This window comes from Sphingobacterium kyonggiense, from assembly GCF_039536825.1.
GTDB classification, from domain to species: domain Bacteria; phylum Bacteroidota; class Bacteroidia; order Sphingobacteriales; family Sphingobacteriaceae; genus Sphingobacterium; species Sphingobacterium kyonggiense.
This window is the reverse complement of record NZ_BAAAZI010000015.1, coordinates 181,992-204,200: the sequence shown is the minus strand read 5'-3', so window position 1 is coordinate 204,200 and position 22,209 is coordinate 181,992. Positions and strand designations below refer to the sequence as shown.

Annotated in this window: 17 protein-coding genes; 12 read left to right on the top strand and 5 right to left on the bottom strand. The window is 39.4% G+C overall.

The window, feature by feature from the left end:
- Positions 1 to 25: 25 nt before the first annotated feature.
- Positions 26 to 691: a 16S rRNA (cytidine(1402)-2'-O)-methyltransferase gene (gene rsmI, locus ABD676_RS17550; protein ID WP_344675975.1), complete on the bottom strand. Its 666-nt coding sequence runs from the start codon at positions 689 to 691 to the stop codon at positions 26 to 28.
- Positions 692 to 763: 72 nt separating this feature from the next.
- The gene (locus tag ABD676_RS17545; RefSeq protein ID WP_344675974.1) at positions 764 to 1,207 is read right to left on the bottom strand and encodes an acyl-CoA thioesterase; all 444 of its coding nucleotides are present in this window, start codon (positions 1,205 to 1,207) and stop codon (positions 764 to 766) included.
- A 1,339-nt stretch (positions 1,208 to 2,546) separates the two neighbouring features.
- Between ABD676_RS17545 and ABD676_RS17540 the strand changes: the two genes are divergently transcribed.
- Both ABD676_RS17540 and ABD676_RS17535 read left to right on the top strand, forming a co-directional pair.
- Positions 2,547 to 5,339 (top strand): TonB-dependent receptor, encoded by a 2,793-nt coding sequence (locus tag ABD676_RS17540; protein WP_344675973.1) that lies wholly within the window; start codon positions 2,547 to 2,549, stop codon positions 5,337 to 5,339.
- Positions 5,340 to 5,357: 18 nt separating this feature from the next.
- Entirely contained in the window at positions 5,358 to 6,410 is a 1,053-nt protein-coding gene (locus ABD676_RS17535; RefSeq protein ID WP_344675972.1) for a phytase, read from the top strand.
- Positions 6,411 to 7,171: 761 nt separating this feature from the next.
- On the opposite strand, the gene ABD676_RS17530 is transcribed toward ABD676_RS17535, so the two are convergent.
- Positions 7,172 to 8,443, bottom strand: coding sequence for a DUF819 family protein (locus tag ABD676_RS17530; RefSeq protein ID WP_344675971.1), 1,272 nt, complete (start codon positions 8,441 to 8,443; stop codon positions 7,172 to 7,174).
- A gap of 116 nt (positions 8,444 to 8,559) precedes the next feature.
- Between ABD676_RS17530 and ABD676_RS17525 the strand changes: the two genes are divergently transcribed.
- The 3 genes from ABD676_RS17525 to ABD676_RS17515 are packed head-to-tail and all read left to right on the top strand — an operon-like array spanning position 8,560 to position 12,312.
- Complete coding sequence (locus tag ABD676_RS17525; RefSeq protein WP_344675970.1) at positions 8,560 to 9,816, top strand: Gfo/Idh/MocA family protein; 1,257 nt, start codon at positions 8,560 to 8,562, stop codon at positions 9,814 to 9,816.
- A 19-nt stretch (positions 9,817 to 9,835) separates the two neighbouring features.
- Entirely contained in the window at positions 9,836 to 10,909 is a 1,074-nt protein-coding gene (locus ABD676_RS17520; RefSeq protein ID WP_344675969.1) for a Gfo/Idh/MocA family protein, read from the top strand.
- A 2-nt stretch (positions 10,910 to 10,911) separates the two neighbouring features.
- Positions 10,912 to 12,312 (top strand): arylsulfatase, encoded by a 1,401-nt coding sequence (locus tag ABD676_RS17515; RefSeq protein WP_344675968.1) that lies wholly within the window; start codon positions 10,912 to 10,914, stop codon positions 12,310 to 12,312.
- Positions 12,313 to 12,749: 437 nt separating this feature from the next.
- On the opposite strand, the gene ABD676_RS17510 is transcribed toward ABD676_RS17515, so the two are convergent.
- Positions 12,750 to 13,373 (bottom strand): 7-carboxy-7-deazaguanine synthase QueE, encoded by a 624-nt coding sequence (locus ABD676_RS17510; protein WP_344676033.1) that lies wholly within the window; start codon positions 13,371 to 13,373, stop codon positions 12,750 to 12,752.
- A gap of 316 nt (positions 13,374 to 13,689) precedes the next feature.
- Between ABD676_RS17510 and thrS the strand changes: the two genes are divergently transcribed.
- The 4 genes from thrS (at position 13,690) to rplT (ending at position 16,882) form a co-directional block, all read left to right on the top strand.
- Positions 13,690 to 15,615 (top strand): threonine--tRNA ligase, encoded by a 1,926-nt coding sequence (gene thrS / locus ABD676_RS17505; RefSeq protein WP_344675967.1) that lies wholly within the window; start codon positions 13,690 to 13,692, stop codon positions 15,613 to 15,615.
- 17 nt (positions 15,616 to 15,632) lie between these two features.
- Positions 15,633 to 16,196 carry a translation initiation factor IF-3 gene (gene infC, locus ABD676_RS17500; protein WP_344675966.1) on the top strand — a complete coding sequence of 188 codons (564 nt, stop codon included), beginning with the start codon at positions 15,633 to 15,635 and terminating at the stop codon, positions 16,194 to 16,196.
- 37 nt (positions 16,197 to 16,233) lie between these two features.
- Positions 16,234 to 16,434 (top strand): 50S ribosomal protein L35, encoded by a 201-nt coding sequence (gene rpmI, locus ABD676_RS17495; RefSeq protein ID WP_344675965.1) that lies wholly within the window; start codon positions 16,234 to 16,236, stop codon positions 16,432 to 16,434.
- A 103-nt stretch (positions 16,435 to 16,537) separates the two neighbouring features.
- Positions 16,538 to 16,882 carry a 50S ribosomal protein L20 gene (gene rplT, locus ABD676_RS17490; RefSeq protein ID WP_344675964.1) on the top strand — a complete coding sequence of 115 codons (345 nt, stop codon included), beginning with the start codon at positions 16,538 to 16,540 and terminating at the stop codon, positions 16,880 to 16,882.
- Between the two features lie 605 nt (positions 16,883 to 17,487).
- On the opposite strand, the gene ABD676_RS17485 is transcribed toward rplT, so the two are convergent.
- On the bottom strand, positions 17,488 to 18,252 hold the full coding sequence (locus ABD676_RS17485; protein WP_344675963.1) for a DeoR/GlpR family DNA-binding transcription regulator: 765 nt from the start codon (positions 18,250 to 18,252) through the stop codon (positions 17,488 to 17,490).
- Between the two features lie 150 nt (positions 18,253 to 18,402).
- On the opposite strand from ABD676_RS17485, the gene ABD676_RS17480 reads away from it, so the two are divergent.
- Genes ABD676_RS17480 through ABD676_RS17470 form a run of 3 tightly spaced genes read left to right on the top strand, consistent with a single transcriptional unit; the run spans position 18,403 to position 22,056 of the window.
- Entirely contained in the window at positions 18,403 to 19,677 is a 1,275-nt protein-coding gene (locus tag ABD676_RS17480; RefSeq protein ID WP_344675962.1) for an MFS transporter, read from the top strand.
- A gap of 49 nt (positions 19,678 to 19,726) precedes the next feature.
- Entirely contained in the window at positions 19,727 to 21,112 is a 1,386-nt protein-coding gene (locus ABD676_RS17475; RefSeq protein ID WP_344675961.1) for an FAD-dependent oxidoreductase, read from the top strand.
- Positions 21,113 to 21,129: 17 nt separating this feature from the next.
- Positions 21,130 to 22,056, top strand: a complete 927-nt coding sequence (locus tag ABD676_RS17470) for an endonuclease/exonuclease/phosphatase family protein (protein WP_344675960.1) — start codon at positions 21,130 to 21,132, stop codon at positions 22,054 to 22,056.
- Positions 22,057 to 22,209 lie beyond the last annotated feature (153 nt).

Genomic DNA, 22,209 nt, shown 5'->3' with positions numbered 1-22,209 from the left:
TCTAAAATAAATTAAAATTTCAACTTTATCCTAATCCGGCCACACAGAATACAAATTCCCCTTTTATCGGGTGTGATTCAAAATGTGCCTTGAGCTCGGCTAAAGTGCCTCGCACCGTTTCCTCGTACAATTTACTGATTTCTCGTGATATGGAAGCCTGTCTTTCTTCACCAAATACGGTCATTAGCTCCTCAATGGTTTTTAAGATGCGATGCGGTGACTCATAAAATATCATGGTTCGTTTTTCATCCGCCAACGCTTTAAGGCGAGTCTGTCTGCCTTTTTTCACGGGTAGAAATCCTTCAAAGCAGAAACGATCGTTTGGTAATCCGGAATTCACCAGCGCTGGCACAAAGGCGGTAGCACCAGGAAGACATTGAACCTCCAAGCCCTCTTTAATACTTTCGCGAACGAGAAGAAAACCTGGATCTGAAATAGCAGGAGTACCAGCATCTGAAATCAAAGCAATCTTATTCCCTTCCTTCATCAAACGGATGATCTCCGATACTGCCTTGTGTTCATTGTGCTGATGGTGAGCAAAAACTTTCTTGTCAATGCCAAAATGCTTGAGCATAGGAGCAGAGGTTCTGGTGTCCTCAGCCAAGATTATATCCACATCTTTCAATGTTTGTATGGCCCGAAAGGTCATATCCTCTAAATTTCCGATGGGCGTAGGTACGATATACAGCATAGGTCAAAGATAAGTATTAAACCTAAAGTTATACTTGGAAATTCTTTATTCCTATGCCGTACTTTTCGTTTATTATTCGGAAACCTCTTGATAATCTTCTGTTCGTGGAATTCTTTCAATAATTTCCTTCCACTCCTCAGGGATGGTGGTCAGTTTTCTTGCCGCAATATCCATCCATGCCCCATCCACTAAAACGACAGCAGCTCGAACCCCATTTTCCTTGAAAATCTCATGTCGAAATGAAAAACGATTGTTCGTGCGATTGTACTTGCTAATTTCAACTGATACCTTGATTCGCTCATCCAAACCAATCTCCCGGTGATAATTTAGTTCCTCTCGAAATAAAATTGGACCAATCTTTTTATTGTTGAACTCAGATAAGGATAAGCCCAATTGGTTAAGCATATTACTTCTGGCTTGTGCGCAAAAATCGGCATAAGCAGAATGTCGTAAATGTACATTCGCATCAATTTGAGACCACAAAACCTGTCCTTCGTAGAAAATATTGTTCTCCATTTGCTGTTCGTTTGTTGTTATCCCTAAAAATAGGAAATATTCGAGAGCTTGTAATCAAAATATGGTAAAAATAGTTTCCATGCTAACTATTTTACTACAGATGAATCATCAACTAGACCTCCTCCGTTTGTTGCTTGCCTAAAGCTTGTATCAAGCTACAGTTTGCTTCGAAACTCTAAGGGAATTTCTAGGGATCTGATAGGGATCTTGTTCGGATCTCGTTCGCTTCTAACCGAACGAGATCCGAAGGAGATCCGAACAAGTTCCGAAGGAGATCCGAAGAAGTGTCGAATAAAACCCCTTTGCCCTACGGGCAGTATCCAGTATTAAGTAGTTAGTAATTAGACCTATGAGCGGGATAATAATTTCGCTATTTACAAGTTTCATCTGAGGCTTGCCAAAGAAACCATTCGTCTGAAAATCAGAATTGCTTAAGAGGGCCTGTGGAAAGAATATTCTATTGAGGGCGATGCATGCATCACCCGTAAATACACTCTTAAAATCTAATCCGCCAATAGGTTTAACTACTCTGTACTAAATATACTTAATACTTTTTTTAATCGGGCAGACATTCCGCTGCGCTCAGTGCTGCCCCTACGCTGGGTGGCAATTAAAGTGATATTAACGAGCTTATTAGGTAGCACGTTAGGTAGGGGCGGTACTGAGAGAGTTCGACGGAAGGGGTGAAACCCCGACGAGAACGAACGGTATGTCTGCCCGTTTTTTTTGGAGACGATTAGACAACGGACAAAGATTTAGATTGTGGGATATGAGACCGCTACGCTATTAGATGTGAGATATTGGAAAGGAAAATGAGGAGGAGAAAGGATAAAGGGAAAAGGATAAAGGGGAAAGGGGAAAGGAGAAAGAATTAATGTTATGCGGGCGATGCATGCATCGCCCCTACAAACAATCGTGAAAAAAAGGGCGATTAAAACCCTAACTGTAGGGTCGAAGCATGCTTCGACCGCTTAAATAAACTTAAAAATATCTAAAAAAATCTAAATAGTTTATAGTTTGCTCAGCCAGCTTCGCAATGACCCGATCTTGTGGGGGGATTGGAGACTCTTCGCTTCGCTCTGAGTTGGAAATTCCCTAAAACTTTTTCTATCTCACATCTCACATCTCACAGCGCAGCGGTCTCTTTTTTATTTCAAGCAAGACTTAACTAGTAATAATTGATTGACTTAAACTATATTGTGAAAATTTGCGCTATAAATAACTTAAGATTGATAATATTAAGTTTCGAGCCTGCTTATTTAACAATATCATAACATAGGGTTAATTATGGTTTTAACTAAAGGATATAAATTTGACCAGGATTTAAAACCAGTATTATATGAGATTTACTTTACTAATTTTATTACAATTTATTTGTTGTTTAGGCTTTGCCCAGAACACTGTTCTAAAGGGGAAAGTTATGGACAATAACGACAAATTTTCCATGCCCGGAGCGACATTACGAATTACCGAGGGTAATCGTTATACCGTTTCTGATGGTAATGGAAATTTTGAATTCTTAAACTTACCTGCAGGTAGCTATACTTTATCGGTAGATTACTTAGGTTACAAACATTATGAACAGAAAATCGAGGTTCGTTTAAATCAACCTACAGTTGAGGTGTTTTTAGAGGCGGCAACCCGTACTTTAGATGAAGTTCAAGTAATTGGTGATTTAGCTAAGGGACAAGCCAAAGCATTAAACCAACAGAAAAATAACAGTAACATCACGAATATTATTTCTTCCGATCAAGTGGGTCGTTTCCCGGATCAGAATATTGGTGATGCATTAAAACGTGTACCAGGTATTACTATGCAGAATGATCAAGGTGAAGCTAGAAATATCATTGTACGTGGTCTATCTCCAGAACTTAACTCTGTAACCTTAAACGGTGACCGTATCCCTTCAGCTGAAGGTGATAATCGTAATGTGCAAATGGACTTAATTCCATCGGATATGATTTCATCTGTGGAAGTAAACAAAACCTTAATGCCGGATATGGATGCTGATGCGATCGGTGGATCGGTAAATTTGGTGACTCGTGCAGCTCCTAACAAACAACGTATATCTGCTACCTTAAGTGGTGGTTATGCGCCTATCCGTGAAAAAGGAGTTTATAATGGAACATTAATTTATGGTAACCGCTTTATGGATAATAAAATGGGTATCGTACTTTCTGGAACTTTACAATCGCAGAACTTTGGTTCAAATAATATCGAGGCAGTATGGAACCAAAAAGACGGAAATACATTCATGAAAGAGATGGATGTTCGTAAATACGATGTTAGCCGTATCCGTCGTAGTGTTTCTGCAGCTTGGGATTATGATTTTAACTCCAGAAACCGTATTTCATTGAATGCCATGTATAACTGGCGTGACGATTTAGAGAATCGTTATAGATTACGTTATAAAGACATGAAATGGGATGATGCTAAGAAAACCTATATTGGTGAAATCAGCCGTCAAACCAAAGGAGGTATTGACAACAGTACTAATAAAAATGCACGTTTAGAGCGTCAGAGTGTAATGAACTTCTCCATGCAAGGGGAGCATATTTTAGCGCCTAAATTGGATTTTGATTGGTCAGCATCGTATTCACGTGCAGAAGAAGATCGTCCTAATGAGCGTTACATTGCCTACCGTATGAAGGATGCAAGTCTTGGACAAGATTTAGCAGACACTTATTTGCCTTTTGTGACAAATACCAATACTGATCTTAGCAAGTATAAATTCCATGAGATTACTGAAAACGATAATAATACCCACGAGGATGAAATTGGTGGTAAATTCAATTTCCGTTTGCCTTTAAGTGTTATTGACGGTCAAAAAGGAAGATTCCGTTTCGGTGGTAGATTACGTTTGAAAACCAAAGTAAGAGAGAATATCTTTTATGAATATAAGCCAACAACTGCCATTGCAGATATGACAGCATTACCAAATGTTACTTGGGATGGCAAAGGATGGGAGCAAGGGGAGAAATATGCACCTGGGACCTACGTTGATAAATCTTATTTAGGAGGTCTTGACTTGAAAGATGCTTCAAAATACAAAGAAGAACCTGTAGGAAAAGAGTATTTAGCGAATAACTACAACGCCAAGGAGCAGATTTATGCTGGATATTTCCGTTGGGATCAAAATTTGTCTGAAAAAACGACCTTAATCTTAGGGGCACGTTTAGAGCATACGCGTATTGATTACACTGGTAATAGCGTATTGGATGAGAAAGATTTAAAAGGTACAATTAGCAACAAGTTTAATTATACCAACATTCTTCCAAACCTTTCCATCAAGCATAACTTCAGTGATGATTTTATTCTTCGTGGAGCTTATTCAACAGGTTTAGCTAGACCAAATTACTATGCTTTAGCTCCTTTCATCAGTGTTATTTCTGAGAAAAGTGAAATTTCAGCAGGTAATCCAGATTTAAAGGCTACTTATTCGCATAATTTCGACTTTATGTTAGAAAAGTACTACCGTAACATCGGTTTGATTTCTGGAGGTTTATTCTATAAGAATTTGAAAAACTTCATCTATTCTTATGCGAACTTAAACTATACCACTGCTGATTTTGCTCGTGAATTCCCTACACAGGTTAATCCAATCCCTGCAGGTGCTAACTGGCAGATGGTTCAACATAGAAACGGTGATAAAGTAGATTTATATGGTGCTGAAATTGCATTCCAAAGACAGTTAGATTTCCTACCTGGAAAATTCTTACAAGGATTTGGTGTATATGCGAACTATACTTACACCAAATCAAAGGCAAAAGGTATCGCTGGATCAGATGGTGTTATGCGTGAAGGATTAGGTTTACCTAGAACTGCACCACACATGTTGAATGGTTCCTTATCATGGGAAAACAGTAAATTCTCCGCTCGTGTATCGGCAAACTATACAGCAGCATATTTAGATGAAGTAGGAGAGGATTCTTTTACAGATGCTTATTATGACAAGCAATTCTTTTTAGATGCTAATGCTAGTTACAAGATTACTCCTCAATTGCGCATTTTTGCTGAGGCGAACAATTTAACGGATCAACCATTACGTTATTACCAAGGTGATGTTGCCCGTATGAAACAATTAGAATATTACAAGTCAAGATATACCTTAGGTTTGAAATTTGACCTGTAAGCATAATAAAATCAATAGATGAAAATACAATTCATGACCATATGCTCGGCGGCTCTGATATTCGGAGCCTGCACGAGCAAACTGGCTCCAGTTGCGGACAATGCTGTAAAACCTAGTGTTGTGACTGAGCAGGTGCCAAATGATACCGATGATCCAGCCATCTGGGTTAATCCAAATGATAGCACGCAAGTGATGGTAATCGGTACAGACAAGCACGAAAAAACTGGTGGTCTCTATGCGTTCGATATGGATGGCAAGATCATCAACAAAGTGACTCCTTTGGATCGCCCGAATAATGTGGATATCGCTTATGGCATGAACGTCGGCGGTAAGATTCAAGATATCGCTGTGTTAACCGAACGTGGAACTAATATGATTCGCGTATTTAGCTTGCCAGATTTGAAACCATTGGATAATGGTGGTATTCCAGTCTTCGAAGGTGAAACAGAGCGCTCACCAATGGGGATTGCTTTGTACACACAAAAGGATTCTACTGGCAATAAAATTTTCGCTGTAGTAGGTCGTAAAACTGCTGGTCCAGACAATTACTTGTTCCAATACGAGCTTTTTGAAGATGCTGGGCAAGTAAAAGGAAAGAAAGTACGTGCCTTTGGAAAATTCCAAGGAGGCAAGGAAATAGAAGCCATAGTAGTAGATAATGAACTTGGTTATATCTATTATTCTGATGAAGGTTTTGGTATTCACAAGTACTACGCTGATCCCTCTAAAGGAAATGAGGAATTGGCACTATTTGGTCAGAAGGATTTCAAATCAGATCATGAAGGGATTGCACTATACAAAAGTAGCGACAGCACAGGGTATATCGTCATCTCGAATCAACAAAATAATTCTTTTAATATTTATCCACGAGAAGGTGCGCAAGGCAAACCTCATCAACATGATCGTGTAGCAGAAGTTCCTGTTTCAGCGATCGAATGTGACGGTGCTGATGCGCTCTCCTTGCCGATAGGAACAAAATTCTCTAAAGGTATGTTGGTAGCCATGAGTAATGGTCGAGTATTCCATTACTATGACTGGCAGATCTTTCAGGATAGTATTAGTAAGAAATAAAGACTTTACTCACCATAATGTTATTTGATTAATGTTAAAAAACGGGCGGTGCTTAGCACCGCTTTTTTTGTTTTAGACGACAGACGACAGATAATAGACGACAGACGACAGACCCTTGTCCATTAGGAATATGATTTAATGATTTTTAGCGGTCGATGTATGCATCGACCGTTTTATTTTATGGTAATAAATCTTGTGTTAAATAGGATTTTGTATAGTCTGAAGATCTTTCACCAAAGGTGAAAGATGACATTTTTGTGGATTGGTAAAGAAGGTTTTTAGCGGTCGATGCATGCATCGACCCTACATAAAACGGTTAATTTCAGGATGATTTTTTCCGCCATACCCTCCATAACTGTAGGGTCGAAGCATGCATCGACCGTTTAAAAAAATGTTTTCGATTCTTGTATTAAATAGGATTGACAAAGTTTGAAGATCTTTCACCAAAGGTGAAAGATGAAGGGTGATTGGTGGGGAATAAAGGTTTACTATCGACTAAATAGTGTTTTTTATCTCGGGCAGACATTCTGCTGCGCTTAGTACTGCCCTACGCTAGGCGACTATTAGTCGGTTTAAAGCAAAATGCTTAGAAAGCCCGTTTTATTGAAGATAAAAGATTATTAACGTCAGAAAGCAGAACCCGTTAAGCTGTAAAGAACTAAGGTTTAACCTTAGGTCTTTACACTTCCTATCTAATAGCGCAGCGGTCTCATATCTCATGTCTAATAGCGCAGCGGTCTTTTTCAGCGAAGCGGTCTCAATTACATTGCCCCTGGTGAGGCCATCTGCATGAGGATAGCGGTTAGCCAACCAGCATAGGTTCCTATGGCGTATCCAAATACCGCAAGGATTACTCCTACAGAAATTAGGGATGGATGGAATGCTGCAGAGGTAACCGAAGCAGATGCAACTCCTCCCACATTGGCCATACTTCCCACAGCAAAGTAGAAAAATGGTACTTTGAATATTTTTCCTACAATTAGTAATAGTAATGCGTGTACTGACATCCAGATCAAGCCGACAACCAATAAGCCCGGATTGTCTAGAATGGCGGTAATGTCCATTTGCATTCCGATGGTGGTGATCAATACGTATAAGAATACTGTAGCTACTTTAGAAGCACCTACGTATTCTAATTTTTTTGCAGGTGTAAATGAAAGGATAACTCCGATGACAGATGCGAAGAAGATCACCCAGAAGAAGGTACTGGTTAAAGAGAATTTGGCAAGTTCAGGGAAATTGGTTCCCATATAGGCAGCCAATGGTCCGGCTAACATAGCCGCTAAGGCAGTACCCCCAAAAGCTAAAGCTATTATGTACATTAAATCTTTCGTTTCTGGATTTCTGCTGTTTGCTTTTACTTTAGCATCCATTTTCTCCTTTAAGGCTTCAACATCAGAAGACTCCGCATTGAAGAATTTATCAAATTTCTTAGACTTACTAGCTCCATATAAAAGGAAAGCCATCCATATATAAGCTACAAATACATCCACAGCAATAATGGAAGAAAAGACTTTAGGCGAAGGCTGCAAAATCTCTTTTAAGGCTACCTGATTGGCACTTCCGCCAATCCAAGAACCTGCCAGAGAACCTAATCCTTTCCATACCTCATCTGGTGCAGCTCCACCTACAACTTCAGGTGCGACTAATGCTGTAAGATAAACAGCTAAAGGACCACCAATCACAATACCAATGGTACCAGTGATAAACATTAATCCGGCACGTTTTCGTAGTGCCCACATTTCCTTTAAATCCAGATTCAATACAAACAAAATCAAACAGGCAGGGAGCAAGTAATTACTGCCAACACCCGTAAGTGGAGAGTTTGCACCATCGATTATATGTAATGAATTTAATACACCTGGTAAAAAATAACATAACAATAGTGGTGGGATAATATTGTAAAATCCTTTTACATATTTATTGGATAAGTTCGAGGTATAGAAGACTAAACCAAGGATGACCATAAGCAGTCCCAGTACAACAGAAGTGTTACTTACCAAAGGGAGGGTTTCGGTTTCGGTTATTTGCATAAAAATGTAATAATTGTTAATTTGCTGTGAAAATAACTATTTCCATTGACTATTTTTCGTTTTTACCCAAAATAGGAAATGAATAGATCAATCTAAATCGCAATAATAAATACGTAATGGACCGTAGAGATTTTATTAAGAGTAGTGGTATCCTTCTAGGTGCTACGACTTTAGATGTGCCCGAACCAATGGGTGCAAAGAAAACCATCAAAATAGGTTTGGTGGGTTGTGGTGGTCGGGGGACCGGAGCAGCCTTTCAAGCTTTAAACGCAGACCCCGATGTAGAAATCGTGGCATTGGCGGATATTTTCCAAACACAATTGGATACCGCTTTAGCTAGTCTTAAAGAAGCCCACAAGGATCGTGTAAAAGTAACAGAGAAACGACAGTATGTGGGTTTTGATGCGTATAAGAAATTAATTTCCAGCGATGTGGATGTGGTATTGTTGGCTACTCCTCCATGCTTTCGACCTGATCAATTGAATTTTGCAATTCAAAAAGGCAAGCATGTCTTCTGTGAAAAACCTATGGCGGTGGATATCCCAGGAGTGCATAAAGTTCGCGAAGCCGTAAAACTTGCTAAGGAGAAGAAGCTGAATTTAGTTTCTGGATTCTGTTTTCGTTATACCAACCCAAACAGAGAATTGGCAAAACAAATTCACGGTGGTGCCATTGGTGATATATTTTCCATTAGTACCTTCCGCTTAGGGGGTGAATTGACTGAAAAGCCTAGACAGGCAAATTGGTCAGATTTGGATTACCAATTGCACAATTGGTACTATTACCAACGTTATTCTGGTGATATTATCGTTGAACAAACGGTACATAGCATTGACTTCATGAGCTGGATGTTGAACCGTGGGCTTCCAAAATTTGTATCGGGCACCGGAGGTCGTCAAAGTAGACCTTGGGACAAGTTTGGAAATGTTTTCGATCATTTTGCTATTGAATTTGATTACGGAGATGGCGTGAAGGGATTCCACTTTGGTCGCCAACAAAATGGTACGCAGCCTAGAAATACGGTTGAAGCTGTTGGTAGCAAAGGTGCTATGAAAGTTGGGATTTTAAGTAGTTATGAGATTTTTGGACAGAACCCTTGGAAGTTTGCCGGAAAGACCGATAATATGTATCAAACTCAACATAATGAATTGTTTGCTGCCATCCGCAACAAGCAAGTAATTAATGATGGGGATTTTATGGCTGATTCTACTTTACTAGCTATCTGGGGTAGGGAAGCTGCTTATGCTGGAAAAATCATTAGCTTAGATGAGATTGAGAATTCCACGAAAGTATATGGTCCAGGTATTGAAGAGTACAATTGGGAAATGCCAGTTGATAAGGCATTAATTCCTAGACCAGGATTAGCTACTTAAGTTATTGTCAGATTAGAAAATGAGTCAACGAATTAAGATTTTAGTGGTTGGTTGTGGCAACATGGGAGCTTCTCATGCGAAAGCATACCACGATATGGATGCGTTTGAAATTGTGGGGTTGGTATCCCGTGGTGCAAGCAAGGAAAAGTTAAATAGCCAATTGGGAGCTGATTATGCCTTATTTTCCGATTATGCGGATGCCTTAGCTTCTACAAAACCTGATGCGGTATGTATCTCGACCTATCCAGATACGCATGAAGCCTATGCTATCATGGCCTTTGAAGCTGGAGCACATGTTTTCATCGAAAAACCATTAGCAGATACGGTATTAGGTGCTGAAAAGGTAATTGCTGCAGCCAATAAGGCGAACAAGAAATTGGTTGTTGGCTACATCCTTCGTCAACATCCATCATGGATCAAGTTTATTGAGGTGAGCAGAACTTTAGGTTATCCTTTGGTGATGCGTATGAATCTTAATCAGCAAAGTCATGGTTACATGTGGGATGTGCATCGCAATTTGATGCAGAGCTTAAGTCCTATTGTTGATTGTGGTGTTCATTATATCGATGTGATGTGTCAGATGACCGATGCCAAACCAATCAGTGTTTCCGCTATAGGTGCCAGGTTATCTGATGATATTCCGGCAGACAATTACAATTACGGTCAATTGCAGATTCGTTTTGATGATGGAAGTGTAGGCTGGTATGAAGCGGGTTGGGGACCGATGATCAGTGAGACCGCCTTTTTTATCAAGGATGTCATAGGACCTAAAGGATGTGTTTCCATTGTAGCCAATGATGCGGGAAAAGCCGGTAATTCGGATTCCGTAGAATCACACACCAAAACGGAATCGTTGAAAGTTCATTTTGCAGACATTAACCAAGAAAATGAGTTTATTAAAAAAGATGAGTGGATCGACCTAAACGACGAACCTGACCATCAAGAATTATGTAACCGAGAGCAACGCTTCTTTTTAAAGGCTATAGCGAAAGATTTAGACTTATCGAAGTCTATGCAAGATGCCTTAAACAGTCTTCGGATAGCGATTGCTTGCGATGAATCGGTGAAAACCGGTCAAATTATGAAATTATAATTATGTTAAAACGCTTTCTGTTAATTTGTTTTGTAGGGGTAAACTGCCTAGTTTATGGCCAAAACAAGAAACCTAATATTATTTTTATCCTGGCAGATGACTTAGGTTATGCCGATGTTGGTGCTTATGGTCAAGAGAAAATCTTGACGCCAAATATTGATGAACTTGCTAAGAATGGCAAGCTTTATACAGACTTTTATGCTGGTGCACCGGTTTGTGCGCCTTCAAGGTCGGCCTTGATGACGGGACAACATACCGGTCATACTTATATCCGTGGAAATAAAGAAATAGTGCCTGAGGGACAGGAGCCATTAGCGGCTAATATTGAAACCTTTGTACAGAACCTAAAAGCGGCAGGTTATAAAACCGGTGCCTTTGGTAAGTGGGGTTTAGGAATGGTCGGTACAACTGGTGATCCGCTAAAAAAAGGATTCGATGTCTTCTATGGCTACAATTGCCAGAGACAATCGCACCGCTACTATCCAACGCATTTGTGGGATGATGAGAAAAGGATTGAACTTGAGGGGAATGATTTGGCGCATACCAATATTTATGCTCCGGATTTGATTCAGGAAAAGACCTTACAATTTATTCATAATAATCCTGATGGTCCATTCTTTATGTATGTTCCATCGGTATTGCCACATGCAGAATTGATCGTTCCAAATGACGATATCTTTAAAATGTATGACGGTAAATTTGAGGAAAAACCATTCAAGGGCAATGATTATGGTCCAAATGCAGGTGTTGGTTATACTTCCCAAGCCAAGCCGCATGCTACTTATGCTGCTATGGTAACTCGCCTAGACAGACATGTTGGACAAATCGTAGATGCATTGAAAGAGGAGGGGATTTTGGATAATACCATTATTCTATTCACTTCAGACAATGGTTCACACCGTGAGGGTGGAGCTGATCCGGAATTCTTCAATAGTTCAGGTCCTTTCCGAGGTAATAAGCGCGATGTTTATGAGGGCGGAGTCCGTACGCCAATGATTATACAGTGGCCAGCGAAAGTGAAAGCGGATACCCGCAGCAACCATATTGCTGCATTCTGGGATGTAGCGCCTACCTTATTGCAACTAGCAGGTGCCAAAGGCATGAAGCAGACGGATGGTATCAGCTTTGCGCCAAGCTTATTAGGGAAAGGAAAACAGAAAAAGCATGAGTACTTGTATTGGGAATTCCATGAAGGAGGAGGTAAGCAAGGTCTCCGCATGGGTGACTATAAAGCGATACGCCTAAAAGCAAAAGGAAATCCTGATGCTCCTATAGCTATATATCATTTACCATCGGATATTGCTGAGAAGAATGATATTGCTGCTCAACATCCAGAGCTTGTAAAAAAAGCCAAGAAAATCATGTCTGAAGGTAGAACAGAAAGCGCGGTATTTGAGTGGTAGGATGAGACCGCTTCCGCTGTTAGATAGGAAGTGTAAAAACGGAGTTTTGTAGGGTCGAAGCATGCTTCGACTGCATTCCAATATTTAATCAATTGATTATTTCTACTTTCTAGGTAGCACGTAAGGTAGGGGCGGTACTGAGTGAGTTTGAGGGAAGGGGATTTATCCCCGACGAGAACGAACGGTATGTCCGCCCGATACAAAAATGGTTTAAAGGATTTACAGGGTAAAGAAAAGGATGAAGATTGGTGTATAACGGGCGATGCATGCATCGCCCTTACAAGCATTCGTGAAAATATTGGCAATTAAGTCCCTTACTGTAGGGTCGAAGCATGCTTCGACCGCACCTATAAAATCTCATAAAAACTAGCCCGCCAATAGGTCTAACTACTCCGTACTAAATACTAAATACTATAAAAAGCAGTCTCATATCTACCTTAAGGTATATTCAAATACTTATGTGTTTGCAAGGAGATTTCCCATCTTGGGTTATCTTTTACATAATCGATGATAAGTGGCGTCATTTCAGCTGCCTTAGACCATTCTGGTTGTAGGTATAGCTTGCAGTTGGCACTCACGTATTTGGCGTGTTCTTCTGCCCATTCGAAATCGCTTTTGTTGAAGACGATGACTTTCAATTCGCCTGCTGCACTGAGGACATCTTGTCTAGGACCTTTGAATTTCTTAGGGGAAAGACAAATCCAATCCCAGTAACCAGACAAAGGATAAGCACCTGAGGTTTCTAAGAAGATTTTAATCCCTGCTTCCTTAAGCTTTTGGGTTAGGTAGGTTAAATTATACAATAAGGGTTCACCTCCAGTAATCACCACTGTTTTTGCAGGATGCTGTTTTGCATGCTCTACAATTTCTTCCGCAGAAGTCAATGGATGGAGTTCGGCATCCCAGCTTTCTTTTACATCGCACCAATGGCAACCTACATCACAACCTCCTAAGCGGATGAAATATGCTGCTTTTCCAGTATGATATCCTTCGCCCTGTATCGTGTAAAACTCCTCCATTAATGGAAGAAAACTGCCGTCTTCTGGAACTTGATTTGCCATAGTATTGATAATTTGCTGCAAAGTTAGGGATAAGTCTTGATAATTAAGTAACATCTCCACTTTTGACTGTTTGTTGTGCATGGTTGGCTTTTATTCCTAGCCAATAAAATAGGCCTTTAACCTATTGAAATAATAGATTTGCGCTTTGTCTTCTAGTTCTCGGGAAATTGAATTATGAGCGTGTTCGATTTCATTTTGCCATAAAAATTTCGTATTTTTGTACCTCGATTAATTAAGGTGATTCCAATTTTCAAGGTACTTGTAGACATTGAAAGGAATCGTGAATTTTTAACAAGATGATATCATAATTTGTAGTATGATCAACATTACACTACCTGACGGTTCGGTCCGTCAGTACGAAAAAGGCACCTCTGCGATGCAAGTAGCCTTGTCCATTTCCGAAGGTTTAGCGCGTAACGTATTGGCAGCTGAGGTAAATGGCGAAGTATGGGATGCTTCACGTCCAATTGAAAACGACTCTTCTGTAAAATTGTTGACCTGGAATGACGATAAAGGTAAAAACACCTTTTGGCACTCTTCAGCTCACTTATTAGCAGAAGCTTTAGAAGCATTGTATCCAGGAATTAAATTTGGTATTGGTCCTGCCATCGAAACTGGTTTCTACTATGATGTAGATTTCGGAGATCGTGAATTCTCTTCGGATGATTTTAAACAAATCGAAGATAAGATGGTGGAATTGGCTAAGCAAAAGGAGGTTTTCGAACGTAAAGCCGTATCTAAAGCTGATGCCTTAGCGTACTTTACCGAAAAAGGTGATGAGTACAAACTGGATCTAATCAAAGATCTAGAAGATGGAAAAATTACCTTCTATACACAAGGGAATTTCACTGACTTATGTCGTGGACCACATATCCCAAATACAGGTGTAATTAAAGCTGTGAAGTTAACTAATGTAGCTGGTGCTTACTGGCGCGGTGATGAAACTCGCAAGCAATTAACTCGTATTTATGGGGTTACTTTCCCTAAAGCTTCGGAATTGACTGAATATCTGAAGTTCATTGAAGAAGCTAAAAAACGCGATCACCGTAAATTGGGTCGTGAATTGGAATTGTTCGCATTCTCTGAGAAGGTAGGAATGGGTTTACCTTTATGGTTGCCTAAAGGAACTGCTTTGAGACAGAAGTTACAAGACTTTTTGCAACGTGCGCAGATTAAAGCTGGTTATGAACCAGTGATCACTCCGCATATTGGTCATAAGCAATTGTACATCACTTCTGGTCACTATGAGAAATATGGAGCAGACTCCTTCCAACCGATAAAAACACCAGTTGATGGTGAAGAGTTCTTGTTAAAACCAATGAACTGTCCACATCACTGTGAGATTTATAAAACGAAACCTCGTTCGTATAAGGAACTTCCAGTTCGTTTTGCGGAGTTTGGAACAGTTTACCGTTATGAGCAATCAGGTGAGTTACATGGATTGACTCGTGTACGTGGGTTTACTCAAGATGATGCGCATTTGTTCTGTCGTCCAGATCAGGTAAAAGAGGAATTCAAGAAGGTAATTGACTTGGTGTTGTATGTGTTTGGAGCTTTGGGTTTCAACGATTTTACAGCTCAGGTTTCACTTCGTGATCCGGAAAACAAAACAAAGTATATCGGATCTGATGAGAATTGGGCATTAGCAGAAGCAGCTATTATCGAGTCTGCTGCCGAAAAAGGCTTGCCAACTATAGTTGAATATGGTGAGGCAGCGTTTTATGGACCGAAGCTAGACTTCATGGTGAAGGATGCTTTAGGACGTAAATGGCAATTAGGAACTATTCAGGTAGACTATAATTTGCCAGAGCGTTTTGAGTTGGAATACACAGGTAGTGACAACATGAAGCACCGTCCAGTGATGATTCACCGTGCACCATTTGGTTCATTGGAACGTTTTGTTGCAGTATTGATCGAACATTGTGGAGGACAATTCCCATTATGGCTTGCCCCTGAGCAATTTATCGTCTTACCAGTGTCAGAAAAATATGAAGAATATGCGCAAAAACTTTTGGAATCCCTAAATAATTCCGATATTCGCGGTCTGATTGACTTGCGTGATGAGAAGGTAGGTCGCAAAATACGTGATGCAGAGGTTAAGAAAATCCCTTATATGTTGATCGTAGGCGAGAAGGAGATGGAAAGCGGAGAGATCTCAGTTCGTAAACATGGTGGTCAAGATTTAGGATCAATGTCCGCTACAGAATTTAAAGATTTAATAATAAAAGAAATAACTGTTTAATTTAATTAAGGAAACATTTGGCAAAAAGTAACAATTTCGGCAATAGAGGCCCTATCAGAAAAAAGGAACCTGAGCATCGTATAAACGAGCATATCCGAGTTCCCGAAGTGCGTTTAGTAGGAGACAATGTAGAACAAGGAGTATTCCCGACTAGACAAGCTTTAGCACTCGCTGATGAATTGGAATTAGATTTGGTGGAAATTTCACCTAATGCGACGCCTCCTGTTTGTAAGATTATCGATTACAGTAAATTCGTATACGAGCAAAAGAAAAAACAAAAGGAAATCAAGGCTAACGCAAAGCAGACCGTGATCAAGGAGATCCGTTTCGGACCTAATACCTCAGAACACGACTTCGAATTCAAATTGAAGCATGCGATGCGTTTCTTGGAAAGCGGTGAGAAAGTGCGTGCTTATGTGCACTTCAAAGGTCGTGCAATCGTGTTTAAAGAACAAGGAGAGATCTTGTTGTTGAGATTTGCACAGGCATTGGAGGAATATGGTAAAGTAGAATTGCTACCTAAATTAGAAGGTAAGCGTATGTTCTTGACCTTGGCACCAAAGACCACCGTTAAAAAATAAGTAGTATCTAACAGATTGATATAAAATTTATAGTATTATGCCAAAAATTAAAACCAATTCCAGCGCGAAGAAACGTTTCAAATTGACTGGAACCGGTAAAATTGCAAGAAAAAATGCTTTCAAAAGCCACATCTTGACTAAGAAAACAACCAAACAAAAACGTAACTTAACTCAAACAAGCTATGTTTCTGATGGTGATACAGGCAACGTTAAACGTATGCTAGGTATCGGTAAATAAGTTTTATACAATTTTTTTTAAATAACAATATTTTTAACCGGGTATCGGGTAGTAAGCTTGCTGAAAAACGTAACACCTTATACCAAACTAAAATTTAATAATTATGCCACGTTCGGTTAACGCAGTTGCTTCTAGAAGAAGACGTAAAAGAATCCTTAAATTAGCCAAAGGCTATTACGGATCTCGTAGCAAAGTTTATACTATTGCTAAAAATACAGTAGAAAAAGGTTTACAGTACGCTTACCGCGACCGTAAAACCAAAAAACGCGAGTTTAGAGCTTTATGGATCCAACGTATTAACGCTGGAGCTCGTCAACACGGAATTTCTTATTCTCAGTTGATCGGTAAATTAAACGCTAAAAACGTAGGTTTGAACCGTAAGGTTTTAGCTGACTTAGCTTTAAATAACCCAGATGCTTTCAAAGCAGTTGTAGACGCAGTAAAATAAAGATTTTTTAAACCGCTGTCAATTTGTTAGGTATTCAAAGCCACTCCTGTAAAGGGGTGGCTTTTTGGTTTTGGAGACCGCTTCGCTGTTAGATGTGAGGTATAAGATTGCTTAGCTGTTAGATTTGAGACCGCTTAGCTGTTAGGCAAAAGCATGAAGGTCAGGATTATGATTGAAAGAGAAAAGGTTTGAGGTAAGAGAGAAGTGTTATGGAAGGTGATTAGCGAAGGTGTTGGAGATATTAAGGCATTTAAAAAAGCTACCAATTGGTAGCTTTTTTTGTTCAGTTTGTGTTGATGTTTATTTTTTAAAGCGCATTTAAATGTATTTTTTATCTATCTAATTCCTTTAAGATTCCTATTCAAAATATGGTATAAAATAATTTAAAAACATTTCAAAATTAATTAAGTAATATTAATATAATAAGAATTTAAAGTATTCAATGTGTTAAAGAGGGGTGAATCATAATTGTATAGCTTTTTGCATTGAAAAACAACGGTAGGATGTTTTGTCAATAAGCGACTTCGAAAATAAAAAAAAGATTTTTAAACATCAATATGTTAAAAATCTTTTTCTATAGATAGGAGATGTGTAAGGTTGAACTGCTATGCTAAGATAATTTTTATTCCTAAATCTTCAATAGCTTTCACGGTAGTTGGGGATACCTTGTTGTCGGTGATTATATAATCTACATCGACCAGTTCGCAGATCTTTCCTAGGCCTCGTTTGCCGAATTTAGAGCTGTCTGCAAGGATGGCTACCTTCTGTGCACTTAATAGCATTTTCTGGTTTAAAGTGGCCTCTGACAGATTGCTAATGGAGATTCCAAAGTCTAAGTCAATTCCATCAGCTCCCAAGAATAAAATGCCACAGGATATCTCATCTAATATCCTCATGGCGTATTGTCCAGCCACAGATGATGAGTTCGGACGAATAAGACCGCCTAATTGCAAAACTTCGATATTAATCTTGTTGCTGAGCTCCAAACCAACTTTTAATGCTGGTGTAATTACTGTTAATCCGTGATTAGATTCCAGGTTTTTTGCCAATGTAAAGACCGTTGTGCCAGAACCGATGATAATGGAGTCATTGTTTTTGATAAGTTTTAATGCCTCCTGTGCAATGCGCTGTTTCTCATCGCTATTGATGGATTCCTTGACTAATATTGGACGATCAATAGCATAAGGATTTGTGATGGAAGCACCACCTTTTACACGAAACAAAAGACTTTTGTCTTCTAATACTTTTAAATCCTTGCGGATAGTAACACTGGAAACTTTCATCGTTTCACATAACCAATCGATACTTATCTTTCCTTTCTCCTTCAGGTTTTTTAGGATGAATTCGTGTCTATCAGTAATATTCATCATAATTAAATTTTAAGTTAATATATTAACAAATATAGTTTACTTTTTCGAAGGTTGGAATTGTTTTTTTTTATTTAAAAATCTTTTATTTGTATTCTTTTTTTATACATTTGAATCTAAGGTCAACGAGATACTCTAACCAATATCTACTTTATGTCGAACTTTACCATTCCAATTCCAGCTAAACGAAGAAGGTGGTTTATCATCTTTATTATCTTTTTGGCGATTGTATTCAATTATTATGATCGGCAGATCGTTTCCATCCTTAAGCCTATGCTGAAGGCCGAATTTGACTTAGGAGATGATGGTTATGCTATGGTCTTGAATGTCTTCACTATATTTTATGCTTTGATGTATCCTGTGTCCGGTTGGTTGGTGGATCGTTTTGGTGAGCGCAAGGTCATGTTGTTTGGAATTATTGGTTGGTCAACAGCTTGTTTGGGTGGAGGTTTGTCCAGAACCTTTGGGTCTTTCTTGTTTTTCCGTGGAATGCTTGGTGCTGCTGAACCGACTAACTTTCCTGCTCAATTAAAAGTAATTACGGTTTGGTTTTCCGGGAAACTTCGAGCGACGGCTAATAGCCTTTGTGTGGCAGGAAGTAGTATAGGTGCTATCATTGCCCCTCCATTGGTTGCTTGGTTGGCTATGCAATATGATTTTCATACGGTATTTATTGTGGCCGGTATAGTTGGACTTATCATTGCCTTGTTATGGTTCTTAGTTTATACCGAGCCACCAGCAGAGATTCGAAATGAAGCTGTAGGAGTAGATGCTGCTGAAGGTGAGCAGCCTAGTTTTACTTGGGGGCAATTATGGAATACTAAAACCTTATGGGGTATTCTGTTGATTCGTTTTGTAAGTGATCCCGTTTGGTATTTCTGCTTGTTTTGGTTGCCGGGTTACTTACAAGAGGAAAGTGGACTTACTTTAGCACAAATAGGTATGTTTGGTTGGATCCCTTTTTTAGTTGCTGATTTAGGAGCTATAGCTACCTCTGCTTGGTCTGATAAAATGGTGAGACGAGGAAAGGAGCCTTTATTGGCTCGGAAAATCATGTTGAGTAGTATTGCAGTACTTGCACCTCTGTGTTGCTTGACAGCCTATGTCAACAATCCCTATTTAACCATTCTCATCTTTGCTTTAGTGGCTGTGGCATGTTTATCCTGGTTGTTTACCATTTCGGTGGTTATTGCTGAGGCTTTTCCAGTAAAGAATGTGGCTTCAGTATTAGGTATAGCGGGTGGGTGCGGAGCATTAGGGGCAGTTTTGTTCAATTATTTTGTAGGACAGATGATGGGCTCATTGGGTGCAGGAACAATTTTCATTGCGATGGCATTTATGCATCCTATAGCAGTTCTGATTTTATGGACTATGGTGAAAAAAGAAAAACCAAAGGAAACAAAAGCCGTTCTTTTAGCTGGCAATTAAAATTTAAAAATTAAGCTTAAGTATATAAATTCAAAATAGAAGATTCGTTATGGCAGAATTGAAAACCATTATGGAGCCAGCACGTCAAACTCCAGTGCGTATGGAGGTAGATGTATTAGTAGTAGGAGGAGGACCAGCTGGTATTATAGCTGCTCAGGCGGCTGCCTCTGATGGCTTAAAGGTCGCACTGATTGATAACCGAAGTTTTGTTGGAGGAAATATGACCATTGGTCTACCTATTTTAGGATTTCTAGGACAAAAAGGTAATCAGATTATTAAGGGATTACCTCAGAAATTTATTGATAGATTAAAAGAAGTTGATGCTGCATCAGAACATCGTCCATGTCCATTACACATGAGTTTAACCTTGGTGGAGCCAGAGGCAGTGAAGAATATCGGATTAAAGTCTTTAGAAGAATCAGGAGTCAAGGTATTACTGTATGTTTTCTCTGCTGGGGTTGTCATGGAAGGCGATGAGTTGAAAGGTGTCATTATCGAAAGTAAATCTGGTAGAGAAATTATCCTGGCAAAAACAGTGATAGACTGCACAGGAGATGCTGATGTAGCCTATAAAGCAGGTGTGGAATGTGAACAAGGAAATGAAGTTGGTGGAGCACAACCGCCTACACTGATGTTTTGTATGGCAGGAGTGGATACAGAGAAATTACGCATGTCCATAGCTGAGGAGCCTAGAACTTATTTAACAGATTTTATCCCAGCCGAATATTTTGGGCAGAACAATCAGTTTATTGTAGTTGGTTTGCGCAGTGTTATGGAGAAAGCACGTTCTGAAGGTTATAAATTGCCCGTCGAACGAACAATCCTGATTACTGGATTACGAGAAGGAGAAGTATGGGTGAATATGTCCCGTATCAATGGAGTAGATGGAACTAACCCAGAGAGTTTAACCTATGGAGAGATTGAAGGCCGTAAGCAAGTAGAAGAAATACAGCGATATTTGAAAGAATATGTGCCAGGATTTGAAGATGCACATTTTACCAAGATGGCACCTTTCTTAGGCATTCGCGAAACAAGGCGTATCGTTGGAAATTATGTGATGACTGCAGATGATATATTGTCCTGTCGTCGATTTGAAGATGCAGTTGCAGTAGCAAGCTATCCGTTGGATATACATCATCCAGAAGGTGGAGGCTGTACTTTGACTTGGTGTGGAGATAGCTACGATATCCCGTATCGAAGTTTAGTGCCTAAGAAAGTGAAGAATTTATTGGTTGCTGGAAGATCCATTTCCACTACTCATGAGGCGATGTCTGCTATTCGTGTAATGGCTCCATGTATGGCTATGGGAGAAGCAGCAGGTCGTGCAGCGAAGCAAGCAGTGCGTAGAGGAGTTTCTCCGGCAGATGTAGATGTTGAAGCTTTGCGTACTGAATTACTCGCTTCAGGAGCATATCTAGGTGAAGGTTTAAACTAGTCCTAAAGAATTAAAAGATGAAATCTTCCAATTCCCCAAATAGACGAGCTTTTTTACAGAAAGCAGGACTTTTAGCTGCATTGCCTTTGTTGTCCAAGATAGACATTCATGCGGCTGATGTGAGCTCCTCGTTAGCCTTGAAAATTCTTACTTGCAATATCCGAGTAGATTTACCAGAAGATGTTGAAAAGGGACTGGGATGGAAGCACCGAAAGGAAGCCTGTATTCAAGTTATACGTCAGCAGAAAGCTGATATTATCGGATTTCAAGAAGTACTTAAAAATCAATTTTTAGATTTAAAGTCTTCCCTGAAAGATTACGTAGCATTTGGTTTTGATGGTCCTGAGATGGACCAATTTAAAGAAGGCTATCATGGAATTGCCAAGAACCCAATTCTATTTTCCAAGACGCGATTTGAATTATTGACAGCTGGGGGCTATTGGCTTTCTGAAACACCCCTAAAAGCGGGCAGCATATCTTGGGGCTCTGCTAGAGCTAGGAATTGCTCTTGGGTGAGGCTGCTTGATAAGAAAACTGAAAAGGAAATTCGACTTGTAAACTTGCATTTAGATCATATCAGCAATGAGGCTCGAGAGAAACAAATTCAGGTTATCCTGGAGGATGCAGCACAATACCAAACTGATTTTGTGCAGATCATGACTGGAGATTTCAATGTAGGTATGGATACCAAGGTTTATCAAGATGTGCTACAGGCAGGATGGACAGATAGCTATAGCCAAGTTCATGGAGATGTTAAACCAGAGGGTTCAACAAACGGATTTAAACCATTGGATGATCCCCGGCAAGCTAAAGCAAAGAAGATTGATTTCATCTTTACCAAGGGGCCTATAAAAGCAAGTTCTGCAAAAATTATCAAGAATACCTATAAACAGATACAACCTAGCGACCATTATTTCGTGGATGCCCTGCTGCATTATACCTAAACAAGTTAGAATTCGATTAAAAATTGATAACAAGTTAACAGCATTTATTGTCTAAAAAATAAGGATAGTGCGGAGTACTGTTCTTTTTTTAGGTACAATTACTTTAAAAATGTTATATTTTATTAATTTTTATTTATTTTAGAGAACCAATTT